Origin of the sequence: Kaistia terrae, assembly GCF_026344005.1 — a bacterium.
Taxonomy (GTDB): Bacteria; Pseudomonadota; Alphaproteobacteria; order Rhizobiales; family Kaistiaceae; genus Kaistia; species Kaistia terrae.
Map to the genome: position 1 here is coordinate 22,753 of NZ_JAPKNH010000012.1, position 15,568 is coordinate 38,320.

8 protein-coding genes are annotated in these 15,568 nt (G+C 63.9%); 1 reads left to right on the plus strand and 7 read right to left on the minus strand.

All coding sequences use genetic code 11. The features are described from left to right. Positions 1-470 precede the first annotated feature (470 nt). Positions 471-5,318, minus strand: a complete 4,848-nt coding sequence (locus OSH12_RS22795) for an autotransporter domain-containing protein (RefSeq protein WP_266345934.1) — start codon at positions 5,316-5,318, stop codon at positions 471-473. 93 nt (positions 5,319-5,411) lie between these two features. Further along, on the minus strand, positions 5,412-7,679 hold the full coding sequence (locus tag OSH12_RS22800) for a glycosyltransferase family 2 protein (protein WP_266345935.1): 2,268 nt from the start codon (positions 7,677-7,679) through the stop codon (positions 5,412-5,414). 813 nt (positions 7,680-8,492) lie between these two features. Here OSH12_RS22800 and OSH12_RS22805 point away from each other — a divergent pair. Further along, positions 8,493-9,392: a tetratricopeptide repeat protein gene (locus tag OSH12_RS22805; RefSeq protein WP_266345936.1), complete on the plus strand. Its 900-nt coding sequence runs from the start codon at positions 8,493-8,495 to the stop codon at positions 9,390-9,392. Positions 9,393-9,592: 200 nt separating this feature from the next. Here OSH12_RS22805 and OSH12_RS22810 read toward each other — a convergent pair whose 3' ends face one another. The 5 genes from OSH12_RS22810 to OSH12_RS22830 all read right to left on the minus strand — a co-directional run bounded on the left by OSH12_RS22810 (position 9,593) and on the right by OSH12_RS22830 (position 15,548). Then, complete coding sequence (locus tag OSH12_RS22810) at positions 9,593-10,384, minus strand: SDR family NAD(P)-dependent oxidoreductase (RefSeq protein WP_266345937.1); 792 nt, start codon at positions 10,382-10,384, stop codon at positions 9,593-9,595. A gap of 79 nt (positions 10,385-10,463) precedes the next feature. Further along, a complete protein-coding gene (locus OSH12_RS22815) occupies positions 10,464-11,525 on the minus strand; it encodes an aldo/keto reductase (RefSeq protein ID WP_266345938.1) in 1,062 nt (353 codons plus the stop codon). Beyond that, the gene (locus tag OSH12_RS22820) at positions 11,522-12,565 is read right to left on the minus strand and encodes a Gfo/Idh/MocA family protein (RefSeq protein ID WP_266345939.1); all 1,044 of its coding nucleotides are present in this window, start codon (positions 12,563-12,565) and stop codon (positions 11,522-11,524) included. Before OSH12_RS22820 ends, OSH12_RS22815 begins: the two co-directional genes overlap by 4 nt. Next, positions 12,562-14,532: a hypothetical protein gene (locus OSH12_RS22825; protein ID WP_266345940.1), complete on the minus strand. Its 1,971-nt coding sequence runs from the start codon at positions 14,530-14,532 to the stop codon at positions 12,562-12,564. Before OSH12_RS22825 ends, OSH12_RS22820 begins: the two co-directional genes overlap by 4 nt. Further along, complete coding sequence (locus tag OSH12_RS22830; RefSeq protein WP_266345941.1) at positions 14,529-15,548, minus strand: ABC transporter permease; 1,020 nt, start codon at positions 15,546-15,548, stop codon at positions 14,529-14,531. Before OSH12_RS22830 ends, OSH12_RS22825 begins: the two co-directional genes overlap by 4 nt. Between the last annotated feature and the right edge of the window lie 20 nt (positions 15,549-15,568).

The window sequence follows — 15,568 nt, forward strand, 5'->3', positions numbered from 1 at the left end:
TGGCGTGCCCGTGCCGCGAGGATCGGCTCGGTGACTGATGACCGAGAGCCGGGATCCGCGAAAATCCTGGCAGATCGTGGAGACGCTCCTTGCGACCTCCTGCCTCGGTGTCGGTCATCAGCGGTCGTCTCTCCGCCCCGGAAGAGGTAGCAAACGCCGTTCTGGCGGTCGCGAGTCTTCTGACCTTTACGACCGGCTCTATTGTCCCGGTCGACGGCGGACGGCCTCTGAACTAGATCGCCGCCTCATTCGGGCGCCGACCGTTAATGTCTCAACCGGCGGGGCAGTTGGAGCGGCTGGGAATAGCGCATGCCTGCTATGGCCTATGGCTGACCGCCGCAACGCTCTCCAACCGCTCTCATGAAACTCCAAATCGGAACTAGCTTGTCTGGCGTTCGAATAGAAAAGGCCCCGAAGCGTGCGCTTCGGGGCCTTGTTGTTTGGCGGATCCGGCGTCGGCCGGTCCTGGATCAGAAGTTGTGGCTGGCCTTCAGGCCGAAGGCGTTCTCGGTCGAGGTCTGGCCGAAATTGCCGTCGTAGAAGGCGCGGATCGTGTTGCCGTTCTCGAACAGCACGTCGACGCCGGCCGAGGTGTTCCACAACAGTCGGTCGGTCGAGGTGGTGATGGTGAAGGCGTCGGTGCCCGACGTATCGGCGGTAAAGCGGGCGTTGAGGTCGAAGCCGTCATTGGAGAACACGGTGACGCCGCCCTTGACGTAGGGACGGATCATCGTGCCGCCGGCTGTCACAACCTGGCCGCCGACTTCCAGTTCGGGCGCCACGCTGAACACGGTGCGCGAGCCGCTATCGACCGATACGGCGGCGAGACCGCCGGTTTCGCTGAACGCAGCCTGGTACAGATAGGTGGCGTTGCCCTCGATCTGCGGACGGATATAGACCGTCTCATTGCCGAAATCATACGAGGCGCGCAGGCGGGCATTCAGCGTGCCCGATTCCGGCTTGCCGGTCAGGTCGTCGCTGAAATCGCCGAAATTGACGGAACGTTCGGTGTCATACCAGGCATAGCTGCCCGAAGCCGCCGCCGAGAGCGTCAGCGGGCCGGGAACGTACTTCACGACAACGCCGGCTTCGATCTGCTTGCCGTCGCTGGTAGCGCCGTCGGCACCGGTAGACTTGGAGGTGCCTGCCGCGGCGCCGAAACCGAAGCGGTAGTCGTCCTTGAAGGCGTACTGCGCGCCACCGGCCAGTTCCCACGTGTCGCGGCTGAAGCCCGTCATGTCTGCCGTCGTATCGCGGTCGAAGGTGCGATAGCCGACGCGGCCCCAGGCGCACTCGCCTTCGGCGTTGAAGGCAAAGGCGCCGTCGCGGACCTTACAGCTCAGCAGGCTGCTGGCGAAACCGAGCGAGTCGTAGAGCGCCGTCAGCTGCTGGTTCAGATAGGTGTCCGGCGAAAGCTGATTGTAGGCGTCGTTGACCTCTTCGAGCGAACCGAGATTGAGCAGCGCAAGGCCAATCGGGTCGAGCGAGGGCGTGTTGCCGATGGCGTTGTTGAGATAGCCGCCAATGGCCCGGCCGTTCGGGTTCATGCCCTGGGTGATGTAGTCGTAGCCGGCCACGGTGATATCGAGATGCTCGTCGTCCGGCGTGTTGATCGCGTAGTTCACCAGCGGATTGGAAAGCGCCAGGTTCGAGACCGTGACCGAGTTGGCCGACGCGACCGTGAAGGTCTGGCCGAAGGCGCCTATCGATGTCAGGTTCAGGCCGAGATTGCCGGCAAAGCTGGCGTTCTCCGAGACGTCGAGCCTGTCGGCTGTCGAATTGGCCAGGTCGATGTCGATCTTCAGCGTGCCGGTCGAGGTGTTGACGAAAGAACCGGTCAGCGCCGTGGTCGCAACGACGCCATCGCCGCCAATCGAGACGAAGCCGCTATTGGTCAAGGTGCCTTCACCCAGGTTGACGAAGGCACCCGTGTTGAAGACGGCAAGCTCGTTGTTGGTGAAGCTGTTTGCCCATTCGCTGAGGAGGACGTTGCCGGTGATCGTGCCCGTGTTGATGATCGACGTGACACTGTCTGCACCCGCCGTGACAGCGTCGCCAGCAATTCCGTCCGCGGTGCTGATGGTTCCACCGTTGGCGAGCGAATTGATATGTCCGCCATCAAAGTTGATGCCGGCAAAACCCGCGCCACCCTTGACCGAGCCGGCGGTGACGGTGACGCTCTGGTTGCCGTAGCCACTAAGGCGAACGCCGTCTCCACCCGCCTGGATGTCGCCATCCGTGGTGACATCAATCGCGGCATTGGCGCTCTTGACGAAGATGCCGCTGCCATTCGTGGTGGTGATGTCGCCCGTATGCTGGATCGAAACTAGACCGGTATCGCTGACGTTGCCGGCACTGATGCCGTCTTCCTTCGCGACGATGTCGCCCGTGCTGACAACGGTGATGGCGCCAAGCGCCGACGTTGCGATGATGCCGTAGCCGCTGCGGCTCGTGACATCGCCATCCTGGGTGACCTTAACCGCCGTCGTGCCGAGGTTAGAGGCAACGATGCCGTCCTGTTCGGCAAGGATGTGGCCGGTATTGTGGACGACGACCGCGCCGACTGCGGACGAGGCGATGATGCCACGGCCAGTCGTGGCGGTGATGTTTCCGGAGGTCCGGGTGATGCTGACGTTGGTCTCGCCGACATTGGAGGCAACGATGCCGTCCACCGCAGCGAAGATATCGCCACTACCCTTGACCTCAACCTCGCCGGTGGTCGACGAGGCGAGGATGCCCGAACCCTGATTGGCGGTGATCGTGCCGCTACTCGTGACGGCGACCGTGGTGTCGCCCTTGTTGCCAGCGGTGATGCCGTCGTGTTCCGCCGTGATCTGGCTATTGCCGGTCACGGTCACGGTAATGGCGCCGGTCGATGACCAGGCGCTGATGCCGGTGTTCGAATAGGAGGTGACATTGCCCTCCTGGTTGATTGTCACGGCGCCGCCGCCGAGATTCGCGGCGCTGATGCCGGCAAGCTCTGCCGTGACGACGCCGGTGTTCGCGACCTTGATCTCGCCGGTTGCCGACCAGGCATTGATGCCGACGCCCGCGGTGGAAACCACTCCGGCGCTGATGATATCGATCGTGCCGCCGCCGAAATTGGTCGCGTCGATACCGTCGAGCGCAGACGTGATGGCGCCTGTGGTGACATTGACCGCGCCGGTCGACGAGGAGGCCTCGATGCCCTTGCCGCTCGTGGAGGTCACGGTGCCATTCTGCACCACGGTGACCGCAACGTTGTCTGTGTTGGACGCCTTGATGCCGGTCAATTCGGCGACGATGGCACCCGTATTCGTGATCTTGACGATGCCGTTCGATGACGACGCCTTGATGCCGACCCCATGCGTCGAGGTTACGCCAGCGCTGGTGATCTCTACCTTTCCATAGCCGAGATTGGAGGCATCGATGCCGTCGAGTGCGGCTGAGACCGCGCCCGTCGTGACCGTGACGTCGCCGCTCGGCGACGAGGCCTCGATGCCTTTGCCGGCGGTTGAGGTCACGGTTCCCGTCTGGTTGACGGTGACAGATCCGTAATCGCTGTTCTTGGCATAGATGCCGTAGGTCTTGCCCTGGATGGCGCCTGAAGAGGTGACGGAGACCGTGCCGGTCGTCGACGAGGCCCAGATCGCCGCGCCATTCGATGCTGTGACGTCGCCGGTCTGGAAGATCGTGTTGTCGGTAGTGGATTCGGAACGGATACCGTCCTGATTGGCGGTGATCGTGCCGTTGTTCGTCACGGATACGCCGGCTCCATCCGACACAACCTTGATGCCGGTTCCACCTGTTGACTCGATCGCGCCTGCGGTCCGGTTCACGGTGACGCCCTGGTTGGCGCTGATGGTGATCGCGTCGCTGGCCGCCTTGATGGCACCCGACCCGGTGAGGTCCGCGGTGCTGTCGAGCGTGCTCATGACTACGCCATTGCCGGCAGTCGATGTGATGTCGCCGGTCTGGACGATCTTCGTTGATTTCGAACCGGACACGGCAGTCACGGCGTCCGATTTCGCCGTCACGGTCCCGGTCTTGGTGATCTCGACGGCGCCGTCGCCCGAGTAGGCGTAGATGCCCTTGCCGTCCGAGGATTGCAGCGCGCCGGTCTGGCTGACGGTCACGGATTGCGAGCCGCTCTCGGCATAGATGCCGACGCCATGGGACTCGATCGTGCCGGTGTTGGTGACGGAAACGACGGCATTCGGGCCGAGAGCCACGATGCCGTCGGCGTCGTGGGCGATGATCGAACCGCCCGTATGCGTGATGATCAGGGACTCGGAATCGCTGGTGCGAGCATAGATGCCGGTGTGGCCGGCATCGATGGCGCCGTTGACGTCGATCGAGATCGTGCCGAGCGCTTCGGTGTAGACGCCGTAGCCGGCATCCGCGGTCAGGTCGCCTGTGTGGTGAACATCGACCAAGCCTTCGCTGCCATGGCTTTCGAGACGGATGGCGTCCACGCCGGCCTGGATGTTGCCCTCGCTCTGGGAAGTGACCTCTCCCTGGCCCCAGCCGGTGATGCCATTGCCGGCGGTCGCGTTGATCGCGCCATCGTGGTCGATGGACACGTCGCCCGAGACATTGCTTCGAAGGTTTATGCCGTCGATCGCCGCATCGATCGTGCCGACGCTGGTCTCGGTGATGCCGCCATTGGTATCCGCGACGATGCCTGACCCGAGGGTTGATGTCAGGTTGCTCGTCACGTCGATGTCGATCGTGCCATCGCCGGTACCGTGCAGCTTGATCGCGTCGAGACCTGCGCTGATGGCCCCATGGGTCGTCAGATCGATCGCGCCATCCGTTTCCGCCCAGACGCCGAAACCATCGGTCGCGGTGATGGCGCCGGTGTGATTGATCTTGATGTCGCCGATGTCGCCGTCTTCGTAGCTCTGCGCCTTGATGCCGCTCGCGCGCTCGCCGGTCACCGAGATCGCATTCGAACCCGTGTCGCTGGTGATCTCCACCGCGCCATTCGAGATGAAGCGAATGCCGGAAATGCCGGCGGGCGGGGCGATGTTGGCGCTCGGGCTCGTTACGATGAGCTGGTCGATCCCATCGTTTTCGCCAATATCGATTCCGCCAGCGAGATCGCCGCTGCAGGTTTCCGTCGTGCCGCTGGTCGTGCACGGCGTCGCGGGGTCGGCGAAGGCCGGTGCCCCCATGCCGAGCAGGAGCGCGCTTGCCGCTGCACCGCCGAGAAGGGCGCTGCGCCAGGAGGATGCCGAGCGGTGGGAATCATCGTCCATCAGATACCGGCCCGAGGTGGGATTGTTGCGGTTCTGCTGGCGGTGGCCGTAGCCCCCTACGCTTTCTGAATGTGACAAGACGTCCCCCGGCTCTGCATGATCTGTCTGATGAAGGTGTTCCGGGCCGCGTGGCGCGGTGCCCGGATCGAAAGAAATGGGTTGTGCTCAGCGCTACTCGTCATCGCGCGTCTCCAGCCGGGCATCGGTCAACCCCGTCTGGTTGGCATCCGTCCCGGCAGCACGGGCGTGCGCCGAAGGATGGCTGGACGGCTTCAGGATCTGGGACGCCGGCTCGGCATCCTTGGCGGTCTTGCCGCTGGTCTGGCTCGCGATCGCACCGCCGACGAAATCGTCGTTCGAAAGCTTCGGCGCGGCGTTCATTGGCGCGACCATGACGAACACGAACAATCCCGAGGCGGCGAGCATCTGCGTCGGGCGGAAGCGCAGCATGCGGATGTTCCCGGTCATATGCGCCTGCGCCTTGGCCAGCGCGCCGATGGCGGGACGCGTTAGCGTCTCGAGGCGCTGGCGGGTCGCCAGCATCAGGTCGGCGAAGCCGTGCCGGAAGCCGATGAAGTGGTGCAGGCCGTAGGCGTAGAGCGAAACGTTGAGCGCCGGAATGATGGCGCCGAGATATTGGCCGGCCAGTATGCCCTCGATGACATAGCGCGACATCAGCAGCAGCATGAAGCCGTTGAACAGGAAGCAGTAGGGCGGGATGAACGTCCTGTCGGCAACCTTCGGCGTGCGCGAGAAGCTGCCCTTTTTTCCCGTCACGATCTGGCGGATCGAGGCGGCAATGCCGGCGAAGCTCACCGGCAACAGCATCAGATTGAGCGCGCAGACTGCGAACAGGTCGCGGAAGCGATAGCCAAGCCGCTTCAGATCCATGCCGTAAAGCAGGAAATACGGGACCATCACCAGCGGCGTCCAGACCAGTGCACGTCCGTCGGATCCCGCCCAGACCATCAGGATGAAGACCGCGACGTTTCCAATCACCGGCGACAGCAGATAGTTGGTCCGAAGCATGAGTTCCGGCAGCCGCCTGAAGCGTCCGGAATTGCCGAGATATTGCTTCAGCAGCATCGGGAAGATGATGAGCCCGCCATTGCTCCAACGCTTGCGCTGGATCGCCAACGCGCCGAAATCGGCCGGTGTCGCGCTGTAGGCCATCGGCGCGAAGTGGTTGTGCACCGACCAGCCGGCATGCAGCAGGTCGATGGTCGACCCGGTATCCTCGATAACGGTCTCGTCCTGGATGAAGACCCTGCAGCTCTTGCCGCCTTCAACCTGCTCGCGAACGATCTGCTGCAGCGCTTCGAAGCGGATGAGGGCGTTGGCTCCGACCCAGTAGGATGCGTTGAAGTACGTTGCGCCCTGGTGGATCAGGTACTGGATGTCCGTCGTTGCACCGGCGATCCGCTCGACTGGCGCGGTACCCTTCGGGAACGTCAGGTACGGGGTCTGGGCGACGCCGAGCGTCGGATTGCCGTTCAGCAGATGGACCAGCTGCAACATGTAGTCGTTGAGAATGACGCTGTCGGCATCGAGCGTCAGGACATAGTCGGCGCCCGCGATCGCGATGGAATCGGTAGAGTTCGGACGCGTCGTCTCGATGACAGCGCCGTGCTGCGTCGAGCGCGCGACGTAGCTTCCTCCCATCAGCCCGATATAGGCGTTGAGGTTCATCGCCTTGTTCGGCGCGTGCGACAGGTTCTCGAACGTCTTGCGCTCGAAGCTGCTGATGTCGGTGCAGAACAGGTTGGCGAGCACGCGGTATTCGCGCGCGATCTCAGGAATCGTGAGCCCGCCCGCTGCCACTCGATCGGCCGCGCTGCGATAGTGCCGGGCAAGATCGAGCAGGATCCGGTCGATGAAGAAGCGGTCGACGTGACCGAAGGCCGGCGATATCTCGGCCTCAAGCGTTCTGGCCAGGCCTTCGAGCCAGTATGCCGCGTGGTCATAGCAGCGCTTCAACCGGCCTGCCTCGGCGGCGAAATTGATGACGTCGGTCTCAGAGCGTCGCTGCCAGGCGGCGGCTTCAGCTCGTAGCGCCCGCATCGGCTTGTCGAGCATCCCCCAAACTTCGTCGACGGCCGAAAGCGTGAGCTCGACAGAGTCGGGATCGCTCGGCGGGTCATCGACAAGCAGGACGATGCGGCGGTTGGAGTAGCGGGCCAGGGCGGCCGAAAGCATCGTCATGATGATAACGCGCCGCTCTTCGCGATAGGTCGGGATCAGCACGGCTACACTCGGCGCGCGATCCTCGAACAGATAGGCGACGTCGGTTTCGGTAAAGGCGCGGTGCTGTTGCGCGCGTCTTGCCGCGCCATAGCGGCTTAGTTGGTAGGAAAGGCAGCAGTAGATGAGTCCGAGCAGCAGCCCGCAATAGATCAGGCGGTCGGCGAGGCCCATGTCGTCAAGGACATAGAGGAACACGGCCAGCGCACCGACGGAGGTGAGGGAGCAGGTAATGAAAAACAGTACGAGAAACGGCTCGTACGAACGCCTACCGGACGACGATCTCGGAAAGGGAAAACGCAGAATTGGCATGCAGGCTTGGCTCGATCCGGATTTGCAACAGGTGATGAGCGCGGGCTCACCCAGGGCATCTCGAGACGCCATGTGGCATCTCGAGAGGTCTAGCGATAAGCGGTGTTGCCGGATGCGAGTGGGGGCGGATGACCGATCATGCCCAGCGGCAGATTGCTGCTGCCGAGGCGGGTCAAGCCAAAATCAGGGGGAAGGCCGGGTAAGTTGTTTGGTATTGCAATACAGTCGGGAGAGGCGAAAAGGCAGGGCTCGGCCAGGCTCGTCCGTCTAGGTGACGAGCTACGCAACAGACCCGAGGTCCGTCGAGCGAGCCGCTCCTCTAATCCGTCTTCCACTTTAGTCGCCCCCCGGCAGCTCACAGTTCCAACGTTACGTAACCCGAAGCAAGTTTCGTATTAAGAAAATAAAAATCAATGAGATAATCGAAAATCGCAGAACCTGTTCCTCCGTTACACGGCTCGGCTACGCAGCGCAACCGCTGCCCCTTACGTTACTGGCATCTGTGACGGGAATGTCACGATAATGGTTCTATTCTTCGACCAACCCCACCTTGTTCACCGCGGGCGCAGCGGCTACCAATGTCGCGGTCCGGCGGGCCCGAGCGTTCAGGCAACCTCCGCCCGGGTCGGCATTATGCGATCGGGGTCCCAGTCAGATGGCTTCGGGGACTGATCGCTGCGAAGGGGCTGGGTTCAAGGCATGGGCAATAATCTCGTTAGCTATCGATCGGCGCTTCGGGCTCTGGTCGGGGGGCTTTTGGTCGCCGGATCGATCGCCTGTGCGAATGCCGGGCCGAACGACGAAGGCGACCGGGCGCTCGCGGCGCAGAACTACGATCGCGCCATGGCGCTCTACCGGCAGGCAGCCAACCGCAATGACCCTTGGGGTCAGATCAACGTCGGCAAGATGTACGAGAATGGCCAGGGTGTCGCCAAGGACCCGAAGCAGGCTGCCGTGTGGTATGCGAAGGCCGCCAATCAGGGCAATGATTGGGCCCAGAACAGCCTAGGCTCCTTTTACGAAAACGGCACCGGCGTGCCGAAGGACGTCGCCAAGGCTGCGGCGCTTTACAAAAAATCGGCTGCCAAGGGCAACAACTGGGCCCTGTACAATCTGGCGCGCTTCCAGGCCGAGGGCATCGGCATGGCCGCCAGCCCTGCGGAATCGCTGAAGAATTTTCGCAAGGCGGCCGAGCTTGGAAATTCGTGGGCGCAATACACGCTCGGCGACAAATACGCGACGGGCGCGGGCGTTCCGCCGAGCTACCCGACCGCCATCGCCTGGTACAAGAAGGCGGCAGACCAGGGCAACGCGTGGAGTCAGTTCAAGCTCGCGCAGTTCTATGAGAAGGGGACGGGCGTCGTGCAAAACGATGCGGCCGCCGCCAAGCTCTACAAGGCCTCGGCCGATCAAGGCAATCACCTCGCCCAGGCGAGCTACGGCTTGGCGCTGGAGACCGGCAAGGGCCTGAAGCGATGGAACAAAGCCGAGGCCGTTCGCTACTACAAGCTGGCCGTGGTCAATCCGGGCGCCCCGGCGTGGGTCATGAAGCGTCTTAGGGCGCTGGACGGCGCGCAGCCCAAGCAGGCGGCGAACTGACGCTGGCCTCGATGAGGCGGGCCGTACGCATAACAGCCACCCGTCATGGTTGACGCGACGAAGGCGGGCCCGAATTGTTGCGGTAGGATTGAGATCGGTTCTCGGGGGCTGCGCGACAAATCCCGCGCAGCCATATCTGATGAACGTCTCATCGCGTCATGGTCGGCGTCCCCGCATGACGCCAACCAGTGTCGGCGCCGCTACGGCTTGACCCAGGTCGCGCCCGACAGCACGCCGCCATCGACGACGATGGCTTGTCCGGTGATGTAGGAAGAGGCGGGCGAGGCTAGCAGCAGCGTCGCGCCGATCAACTCGTCCGGGTTGGCGAGACGGCCGGTCGGGATGAAGCGGGCGAACCAGTCGGCACGATATTCGTCGTCCCAGAGCGGGCGGGTGAACTCGGTCTTCACGAAGCCCGGCTCGATGGCGTTGACCTGGATGTTGTCGCCGACCCATTCGCGCGCCATCGCCTTGGTCAGCTGGCTGACGCCGGCCTTGGAGGCGGCGTAGACCGAGATCGTGTTGAAGGCGTGCTTGGCGCTCAGCGAGCTGATGTTGACGATCTTGCCGCCGCCCTGTGCCGCCATATGCGGATGCGCCGCCTGGGACAGGAAATAGATGCTGCGCAGGTTGACGTCGATGATGGCGTCAAAATCTTCCGGGGTCACCTCGACGATCGGCTTGCGGCGGTTGGTGCCGGCGCTGTTGAGCAGGATGTCGAGGCTGCCGAGCGCCGCATGCGCTTCGTCGACCAGCGAACGGCAGGCCTTGGCGTCGGTCAGATCGGCCTTGAAGGTCAAGACCTCGACGCCAGCCTCCTCGATGAACGCCTTTGACGAGGCCAGGCGCTCGTCGTCGAAGTCGTGGATGGCGACCTTGGCGCCGCTTTCGGCCAGTGCCTTGGCCAGCACGCGGCCGATGGCGCCGCCGGCGCCGGTGACCAGCGCCGTCTTACCTTCCAGCGAAAAGAGCGTATCGAGGATACGAGCCATTTAACTTGCTCCAAAGGATGATTGAAGTGTGCTCGGCCCAACCGGAACACCGGCCGGGCCTAAGGTTCGGAGATCCGGGCTAGAGCGCGGACGGAATAGCGGCGACGGCGAGCTTAGCCGATGGCACCGGGATGGTATCGTCCAACAGGCCCTCGTCGCGCAGTTCCAGCCAGAAATCGTCCGGGATCGGATGCTGCAGATACTTTAGATTCTGGATGATCTCGCCGGCGCGCGAGGGGCCGCTGAGCACGCTCGCGACCCCGTCGAAACCGAATGGAAACTGCAGCGCGGCGGCCGCCAGCGGCACGCCATGGCGCTCTGCCACAGCCTGCAGCCGTCCGACCCGATCGAGGACCGCCTGGGGCGCCGTCGAATATTCGTAGCGCGCATTGCCGGAAACGCCGGTCGCCAGGATGCCGGAATTGAAGACGCCGCCGATGACGATGCCGGCGCCCTCGCGCTGCGCCCGCAACAGCTCGTCCGCATAGATCGTTTGTTCCAGCAGCGTATAGCGCGAGGCGACGAGGAAGGCGTCGAGCGGGTAGCGGTCGAGAAAGCGGTTGATCATGCCGCGCTCGTTGATGCCGGCGCCGATGGCGCTGATCTCGCCGGAGGATTTTAGTTCTTCGAGCGCGCGAAAACCGCCGTTCTCTAGCTCGCGCAGCCGGGCCAGCAGGTCGGCCTCGTCCGGGAAATAGCCGCTGTCGAGATCGTGGATGTAGAGGACATCGACCTTGTTGATGCCGAGCCGCTGCAGGCTGTCCTCATAGGAGCGCAGGATGCCGTCATAGCTGTAGTCGTGCACATGGTCGAAGGCGAGGCCGCCCTTCCACTTCGAGCCGTCGAATGTGGCGCGGTCATGCGGCCGGAACAGCCGCCTTCCGACCTTGGTGGAAAGGACGAAATCCTCGCGCGGACGGCGATAGAGTGCGCGTCCTGTGCGATGCTCGCCCTGGCCGAGCCCATACCAGGGTGCGGTGTCGTAGAGCCGGATACCGCCGTCCCAGGCGGCTTCCAGCGTCGCGCTGGCATCCGCTTCCGGGATCTCTTCGAACAGATCTCCGAGCGGGCAGGTACCTACGCCGAAGACCGGGATTTGCAGATCCGTCTTGCCGAGCTGGCGTGTCTGCGAAGGGTTCATGCGGGATCTCCCAGTCGGTCGGGATGGATGAGCGTGCCGCGCGCGGCCGAGAGATAGGCCGCCTCGAGCAGGGCATAGGTTGCAAGGCTGTCGCGGCCGGACGTATCCGGCTCGACGCCCCGGCGAAGGCTATCGACGAAATGGCGCTGGGTATGGACGACGCTGTCCTGGATCTGGGTCCAGGGTTCGCTGGTCCAGCTGCGGTCATCATGGGGCACCGCGATCCGCCGCGTGCCGTCCTTGCCATGCACGGTCAGCACCCGGTCGGCGCCGATGATCAGCGTGCCCTCGGTGCCCTCGATCTCGCCCAGCGTCTGCGGGAACGGGTCGGGCTCGCGTTTCGTTGCGTAGCTGAAATCGAGGATCGACGTCGCGCCTTGTTCATGGCTGAGCAAGATGGTCGCGGCGTCCTCGCCGGCGATGCCTTCCTTGATCTGCTGCGTGCGGCAGAAGACGCCGTTCGCCTCGCCAAACAGGAAGCGGGCGAGATCGAGCAGATGGATGCCGACATCCATGATCATGAAGCGTTTGACGTGAACCAGATAGGGCTGGTTCGAATACACGTCGATGCCGGTGCGCCAGGACAGGCGGCCGAAGGTAAGTCGGCCCAACTCGCCGCTGTCGAGAATCTCCCGGACGGTCCGGAACAGGTTCTGGAACCGGAAATCCTCATGGATCATTAGCGGTACGTTCGCCGCAGCCGCTGCCGCTACCATGCGCTTGCAGCCGTCGAGATCCGGCGCAAAGGGCTTTTGCAGGATGACGGGCACGCCATGGGCGAAGGCAAGAGCGGTCAGCGCCTCATGCGTTTCCATCGTCGTTGGGATATCGACGAAATCGAGGGCCTCGGTAGCTAGCATCGCTTCGGCGCTGGTGTAGACGCGGGCGATGCCGAACTTTTCCGCAGCAAGCTTCGCTTTGGATTCATCGACATCGCAGACGGCGACGATCTCGACATCGTCGAGGTCGGCCCAGCCATGCAGATGGTTCTGCGCGAAGAAACCGCAGCCGATGACGGCGCCCTTCAAGCGTGCGGTCATGCTGCCGCTCCTTCTTCGAGAACGGTCGCAACCGCATAGGCATCGAGCGTCAGCACGCCGTCCGTCGGGAGGCTGGCGGTCGTGTCGCGGAACAGGACCGGGTCCAGCGCCGCAGCGGCGAAGTTCTCGGCATCGAGACGTCGGATGGAAGAGAGGCCAAGACCCTTCAGGCGGAGCGTCACGGGCTCGTCGGACAGATTGGCGAGGATCACCTGCCGCCGACCATCCGAAACCCAGCCGAGCGCTGCGATGTGCGGATGAGCGACGTCGATCGCGAGTTGCCGGTTGCCAGACGCCGCGACGAGGTCGGCCGCGACATGGAACAACGGATAGAGGCTGCCCTCCGCCGCATCGTCCCACCACGGCCGTGCATAGGTCTGGCGCGTCGAGACTAGGCCGAACGGGCCGACCGGCGCGCCGAGCACCAGCGTGTCGATGCCGTATGGCGCGACGGTCGCCGCGTAGCCGACATGCCAGGCGGCGCCGAGCAGCGCTCGCTGGCGCGGATCGGCGGCGGCGAGGCCGACGCGGCCGTTGTCGGGATTGGGCGTCGGCCCGGCGCCATAGGGATTGAGCCTTGCCCCGATGCCGATCGGGCCGATGTGATGTGGCGCGTCACCGGCGATCGCCCGCGCCGAACGCAGAATATGCGGCAACGATTGCAGCGTCTCGATCACGGAGAGATCGTCGGCGGCATGCACCGTTGGCGCCGTCGCGTGCGTGATGAAGTCGTAGGTATCAGCAGGCGGTCGCTTGCGGTTGAATTCGGTGAAGAAGGCGGGCGTGCCGCCGCCGGCAGCAACGCCGGGGAGGAGTTTGCGAATGGCCTGATGAATCGTCGCCTCGTCGGGCGCGGGTGGGCGCGGCTCGCCGGGCTGGAACGAGTTCTCGTCCTGCTTCGGGAAGACGGCCACGCTCAAGGGCGTGATGCCGGCTTCTGTCAGAAGGCGGGCGGCCTCGGCGATCTCGGCGTCGGGGTCGCTTTCGGCAGTGATCAGTAGTTCAAACGAGATAGGCAGGCCGGCAGCCCGTGAAAACTCGCCGGCGGCACGAATGTCCTCGGGTTTGTCTCCGGCGGAGGGATCGTAGCGCAGCAGGAGATGCGCTCCAGCGAGGGGCGCGAGCGTGGAGGCGACTTCGAGCGAGGCGCTGGCGAGGCTGGCCGGAAGGCCAATGCCGATGCGCGGCAAGCGTATGTCGGTTTCACCGCCGACGATCACGTCCGCAACGTTGTTAGCGTTCGCAGCCGTTGCCGGCTGCGCCAATGCGGACGAGTCGTTGACCTGCAACAGCACGGACTGCCGTGTCGTCGTGCCCGCTTCGAGCGAATAAGGGTAGGGCAGGCCGATCGGGCGGCTATAGGTCTTGAACGAGGCGTCCGACCAGTTGCGGTGGTCTTCCATCTCGAAGACATCGCCTTCCAGCCGAACCGAGACCGAAAGACCCGGTCGCGGCGAATGGGTGATGGCACGGATATCGAACAGCGGCTGGCCGGGGCTGATCGCCTCCGGCATCACAAATTCTTCCGTGCCGCCGGAAGCATGCTCGACCGTCAGGCGCTGGCCGACGACACCATCGAGCGGGTGCAGCACGACGAAACCAGTGCGGTTGGTCTCGAAGCTGGTTTCAGGCTCTATGGTCGCCGTCGCCTCCAGCCGGCCCTCGGCCGTACCGGAAAAGCGGATGTCGACCGAGACGATCGAGGCGTGATCGCGATAGTGCGCCGTATAGCGGATTTCGAAAGCGGCCTCGTCCTCGCGGATTTCCAGATCGGAAATCTCGGCATCCGGCGTTCCCCAGCCCGGCGTGCGGACGAGGAACGAGATGCCGCGCAGCACCTCCTGGTCACGCCAGCGGATCCAGCGCAGCGCGCCGCGATCATAGCTAGCCGAAAGAGCGCCGGCGCGGAGAGGCTGGACCGGCGGCTCGGCGAGCTCGGTTCCCGTCAGAAAGATCGTGCGGCTCATCGCTTGTACTTCTTGATGAAGATATCGAACGTGACCGCCCCGACGATGATCGCGCCGATCAGCAATTGCTGGACGTAGGGCGAGACGTTGAGGATCACGAGACCGTTCAGCAGCACGCCGATCAGCAGAGTGCCGATCACCGTTCCGGCGATGCTGCCGGTGCCGCCATAGAGGCTGGTGCCACCGATCACCACGGCGGCGATGACGTTGAGTTCATACTGGTTGCCGGCAACCGCCTCGGCCGAATTGAGCCGCGAGGCGAGCAGGAAGCCGCCAAGACCTGCGCAAAGCCCTGTCAGCGCATAGACGCTGATCAGCGTGCGGTTGACGTTCAGCCCGCACAGACGCGCGGCTTCCGGGTTGGAGCCGATGGCATAGACCGAGCGGCCATAGCGCGTGTAATGCAGCACGAAACCGGCGATGACGACGACGACAAGGAAGACGATGACCGGGACCGGGACCGGCCCGACCATGCCGCGTCCCCACCATCCGAAGGCCTCGTCAAAGCCGCTGATCGGGCCGCCATTGCCGATGATCAGCGCGAGACCGCGAAAGATCGTCATGCCGCCCAGCGTCACGACGAAGGCCGGCACGGTCAGCTTGGCGACGAAGACGCCCTGCAGCGCGCCGGCCACGCCGCCGACCACGATTGCCGCAAGGGCCGCCCAATACCATTCGAAAGCGCCGCCACCCGCCGTCAACTCGAAGCGACCGGGGATGCCGCCCTTGGCGACCACGGCGGCGACCAGGCCGGTCAATGCGATCAGCGCGCCGATCGAAAGGTCGATGCCGCGCGTCAGGATGACGAAGGTCATGCCGACCGCGACGATACCGAAGATCGAGACCTGGCGCAGGATGTTGAACAGGTTGAGCGACGACAGGAAGCGCGGCGCCAGGAAGGTGAATAGCGCCATCAGCAGCAGCAGGAAGATCAGCGGCGCAAGGCGCGCGAGCAGCGCGATTGCGTTTGCCGGCGCCCGGGGGCGGACCAAGGAGGTCGGGGGAGCAAGGGACATGGTTTCAACCGTTGTGGGGA

Coding starts and splice junctions, on each gene's coding strand:
- OSH12_RS22830 (WP_266345941.1), bottom strand. CDS start 15,548: ATGTCCCTTGCTCCCCCGACCTCCTTGGTCCGCCCCCGGGCGCCGGCA.
- OSH12_RS22815 (WP_266345938.1), bottom strand. CDS start 11,525: ATGAACCCTTCGCAGACACGCCAGCTCGGCAAGACGGATCTGCAAATC.
- OSH12_RS22810 (WP_266345937.1), bottom strand. CDS start 10,384: ATGGCTCGTATCCTCGATACGCTCTTTTCGCTGGAAGGTAAGACGGCG.
- OSH12_RS22820 (WP_266345939.1), bottom strand. CDS start 12,565: ATGACCGCACGCTTGAAGGGCGCCGTCATCGGCTGCGGTTTCTTCGCG.
- OSH12_RS22825 (WP_266345940.1), bottom strand. CDS start 14,532: ATGAGCCGCACGATCTTTCTGACGGGAACCGAGCTCGCCGAGCCGCCG.
- OSH12_RS22805 (WP_266345936.1), top strand. CDS start 8,493: ATGGGCAATAATCTCGTTAGCTATCGATCGGCGCTTCGGGCTCTGGTC.